The organism is Actinoplanes sp. NPDC048791 (assembly GCF_040650095.1).
GTDB lineage: Bacteria > Actinomycetota > Actinomycetes > Mycobacteriales > Micromonosporaceae > Actinoplanes.
Genome location: NZ_JBEZGQ010000780.1, coordinates 1 through 4,094 on the forward strand (window position 1 = coordinate 1; position 4,094 = coordinate 4,094).

3 protein-coding genes and 1 pseudogene are annotated in these 4,094 nt (G+C 72.9%); 2 read left to right on the forward strand and 2 right to left on the reverse strand.

The features are described 5' to 3' along the window. On the forward strand, positions 1–1,164 hold a 1,164-nt coding region (locus tag AB0C29_RS36835; protein ID WP_360830464.1), incomplete at its 5' end, for a tetratricopeptide repeat protein. Here AB0C29_RS36835 and AB0C29_RS36840 read toward each other — a convergent pair. Both AB0C29_RS36840 and AB0C29_RS36845 read right to left on the reverse strand, forming a co-directional pair. Next, the gene (locus tag AB0C29_RS36840; protein WP_360830467.1) at positions 1,151–2,470 is read right to left on the reverse strand and encodes a jacalin-like lectin; all 1,320 of its coding nucleotides are present in this window, start codon (positions 2,468–2,470) and stop codon (positions 1,151–1,153) included. The two genes, AB0C29_RS36835 and AB0C29_RS36840, sit on opposite strands and share 14 nt — an antisense overlap. 3 nt (positions 2,471–2,473) lie before the next feature. Next, positions 2,474–3,697 (reverse strand): YncE family protein, encoded by a 1,224-nt coding sequence (locus tag AB0C29_RS36845; RefSeq protein ID WP_360830470.1) that lies wholly within the window; start codon positions 3,695–3,697, stop codon positions 2,474–2,476. A 151-nt stretch (positions 3,698–3,848) separates the two neighbouring features. On the opposite strand from AB0C29_RS36845, the pseudogene AB0C29_RS36850 reads away from it, so the two are divergent. Further along, a pseudogene (locus AB0C29_RS36850) lies at positions 3,849–4,094 on the forward strand (PucR family transcriptional regulator); the annotation flags it as partial.

Below are 4,094 nucleotides of genomic sequence, written 5' to 3' on the forward strand. Positions count from 1 at the left end.
GTCAGCCCGATCAGGCTGACCCGCGCGGAGCTCATGCCGTCGCTGCGGGAGCTGATCGACGCGCACCTGGTGCAGGAGCACCAGCCGGGCCGGTACCGCATGCACGACCTGGTCCGTCTCTACGCCGTCGAGGCCGGCGGCGATCCGGCACCGGTCCGCGACCGGATGCTCGGCTACTACGCCCGCACCGCCCTGGCCGCGGACCGGGCGCTCGACCCGACCCGCGACCAGCCGGGCCACGTCGGCAGCACGGTCGCCGGGCCGGCCCGGGCGGTGACCGACCCGCTCGACGCGGTGGTCTGGTTCGAGCACGAGCACCAGGTGCTGCTGTCCTGCGTCGCGCAGGCGGCCGAGTGCGGCGCCGATCCGCAGGTCCTGGCCCTGGTCTGGGGCATGACCACCTATCTGGAACGGCGCGGCCGGTGGCACGACCGGGCGGCGCTCCAGCAGGCCGCGGTCCTCGCCGCGATCCGGCTGGGTGACCCGGGCGCCGAGGCGGACGCGCGCCGGGGGCTGGCCATGGCGCACATCTGGCTCAACGCCTACGACCGGGCGGCCGCGGAGCTGGCCACCGCCCGCGAACTGTTCCACGCGGCCGGCGATCCGATCGGCCTGGCGGCCGCGCACCGCACGACGGCCAGGATGCTGGGCCGCCAGGACAGGCACGCGGACGCTCTGGTGCACGACGAGCACGCCCTGACGCTGTTCCGGGCCGGGCACCACCTCGTCGGGCAGGCCACCGTCCTCAACGCCATCGGCTGGCACCACGCCCATCTCGGCCGTCCGGAGGCGGCGATCGAGAACTGCCGGCAGGCCCTGGCCATCCACGAGCAGCTCGGCAACAGCTTCGGCCGGGCGCTCACCTGGGACACCCTCGGCATGGCGTACCACGTGCGAGCGGACCACGGTGACGCGCTGACCTATTTCCGGCACGCGGTGGCGGCGTTCCGGTCCTGCGGAGACCGTTACCAGGAGGCCGACACCCTGCGCCGGATCGGCGCCGTCCTGCTGGAGACCGGAGCGGTCCAGGACGGCTGCGCGGCCTGGCGCCGGGCGGCGGAGATCCTCGGTGAGCTCGGGCACCCCGACGCCGACGTGGTCCGCCGGCAGCTCGGCGAGGTCACCGCCGCGCCCGTGCCGGCGGGTGCCCTCAGCGCCTCGTGAAGACCGGTCCCAGCTTGTCGACCTCCGCCCCGGCCCGTCCGTGGAAGCCGGTCAGCTGCCGGCCCGCGGGTGCGGTCCAGGTCACGCAGTCCGCGGTGGTGGTGCCGCCGCTGACGGTCGCGCCGAGGTTCGTGGTCAGGCTCGCCGAGAAGATCCGGGTACGGCCGTCGCGCACGCCCCGGCACACGGTCGCCGAGGCCACGTACTCGCCGGCGGCCAGCGTCAGCGACCGCTCGCTGCCACCCGTGCCGCCGTGCCGCAGCGTCGTGCCGTCGGCCAGGGTCAGGCTGAGCTGATCGAGGCGGTTGCCGGCGCGCAGCCCGATCGCGGTGACGCGGGCGTCCGGCGCCACGGCCGGCACGTCGGTGAAGTGGTCGCCGTGCGGGCCGCCGAACTGGTCGCCCAGCTGATAGTCCGGGTTCGCCGTCCAGGCCAGGCGCACCGAGACGGGATCGTGGTCGGACAGCCGGATCCCGCCGGCGGTACGGAAGACAGCGCTCTCGTTGTGGTAGGCGGTCGCCCGCAGCGTGACGGATCGGCTGCTCCGGTAGAGCACCTTGTCCACCACCTCGCACGCGTCGCTCACCACGACCTCGTCGCAGACCAGCGCCGGGCTGCCGGCCGCCGGGACGTCACCGCCGCGGACGAGCTGCACCCAGGCGTCGGTCAGCCCGTTGGCCGAGACGAACGCCCGGATCGTGTCCGCCGCCCGGGTCCAGCGGGTGTTGGTGTCACCCATGACCAGCACGGCGTTGCCCGCGGAGTGGCTGCCGATGAACGCGGTGAGCTGGCTCAGGTTGGCCGCCCGGGACTGCTGGTCACCCGCGTTCGTGCCCGCGTTGGTGTGCAGGTTGTAGACGTCGACGAAGACGCCGTCGGCCAGCCGGGTCCGCAGGAAGGTGAAGCCCTTCGGCGTGAGGCAGTCACCGGAGTCGAGCTGGCAGGAGGTCCAGCGCCCCCGTTCGGCGTCGTCGTACGGGTACGCCGCCAGCGTGTTCAGCCCGCTGCCGAGGCCCGCCCCGCCACTGGTCGCCGTCCGGTACGGGTGGCTGTCCGCCGCGTACAGGGCCGCGTGGTAGTTGAAGTCCTCCTGGACGTTGACGATGCCGTACCCGGAGAGCCGTTGCCCGATCGCCGTCGTGCTCGGCCCCCGGGGCGCCGGGGCGCTGGACAGGCCCTCCGGCAGCCCGGCGATGTTGTAGGTGAGCACGTCGACGGTGCCGGCGGCGGCCGGGTCCGCGAGGGCGGGCCCGGCCGGGACGGCGACCGCGGCGGCGGCGAGAAGGCAGCTCAGCAGCAGGCGCACCGGTCAGCGCACCACGGGGCTGGTCCAGCCGGTGGCCACGTGGCCGATCCGGACCCGTTGCGGATGGTCGCCGACGGCCACCGTGGCCACCCGCTTACCGGTGGCGAAGCTGATCGCCGAGACCTGGTCCGCGCCGGACTCCGAGATCACGCAGTCCCGGCCGTCACCGCTGACCGTGGCCCAGTACGGCTTGCTGGCCGGGACCAGGGTCGCCTCCTGCAGCGAACCGCGGTCGACGACGGTCACGTAGTCGTCCATGGTCCCGGCGACGCAGAGCTTGCTGCCGTCCGGGCTCATGGCCAGGCCGTGGTGCCGGGAGTCGTTGACGAAGGTGGTGCGGTCGTCGCTGGTGGCCGGGTTCTTCGGCAGCGTCTTCACCCGGGTCACCTTGTCGGTGGCGACGTCGTACTCGACGAGCCCGTTGAAGTACGACACCTGGAAGTACAGCTTGGTGCCGTCCGGGCTGAACACGGCGGGCCGGATCGCGTTGGACAGGTCCTTGCGGCCGAAGGCGTCCAGCCGGGCGCGCATGTCGATCGTGCGTACCGTCCGGAAGGTCGTGGTGTCCACGACCGTGATCCGCCGGTTGCCCTTGGTCCAGTCCCAGCCGGGGTCGTCGAGGTCGGTGTTGACCTCGCCGATGGACATGTTCCACAGGTAGCGGCCGCCGTCGGTGTAGACGTTCTCGTGCGGCTTGTCCCCGGTGGCGAACGAGCCCAGCTGCCGGCCGGTCGCGATGTCCAGCACGTGCACCGTGTTCGAGGTGGATGCCGAGACCGCGACCTGGGTGCCGTCCGGCGAGACCGCCATGTGGTCGGCGCGGAAGCCGGAGACCGGGAACCGCCACTTCGGCAGCCCGGTGCGCAGGTCGATCGAGACCACGTCGGCCAGGCTGGGCCGGGAGGCGACCAGCGCGGTGCCGTCCGGGGTGGTGTACATGTCGTCGACGAGCTGGTCGTGCCCCTCGCCGGGACCGGAGCGGATGCCGAGGAAGTAGGCCAGCTTGATCGGGTTGAGGTAGATGTCCCAGAGCCGGGCGTCCAGATCCGGGATCACACTGAGCCCGCCGAGCTTGGTGTAGCCGCCGCCGGGGCGGATGACGTCGACCGTGCCGGCCCAGTTGTTGCCGACGAACATCACCTCCTGCAGACCCGCGGGCGGCGCGGCCGCCGCGGGCAGCGGTGCGGCGGCGAACAGGGTGGCGGCTAGGGCGGTTAACGCGAACATTTTTCGGGCCACGGGACTCTCCTGGACGCGGGGAGTGATGTTACTTTGCGGTAACGAACAGGAAACAGCGGATCGCCGCCCGTCGATAGGTGCCGGGGACCAACGTCCGGACCCGTCGTTGTACGGCAGCCACAACCGCCCGGGAGCAGCCATGGCACCGACAGCGCGCAGCGACGTGTTCGTCAAGGTGCTGTGGGCCATGGCCGCCGACGAGGACATCGTGGACGACCTGGTCCGGGCGGCCCGGGCGGAGGCGCCGGAAGTCGCGCGGTTGCCGGCTACCGAGACGCGCCGGCACGTCGCCCTGCTGTTCTCCGCCGGGCTGGCGTCCTTCGAGCGGGCCGGCGATCCCAGCGCTCGCGACTTCGCCGAGGCGGCCCGGCTCGGTGCCGACCGG

Bases quoted from the DNA above. Each gene is read 5' to 3' on its own strand.
- AB0C29_RS36845 (WP_360830470.1), bottom strand. From the start codon at position 3,697: ATGTTCGCGTTAACCGCCCTAGCCGCCACCCTGTTCGCCGCCGCACCG.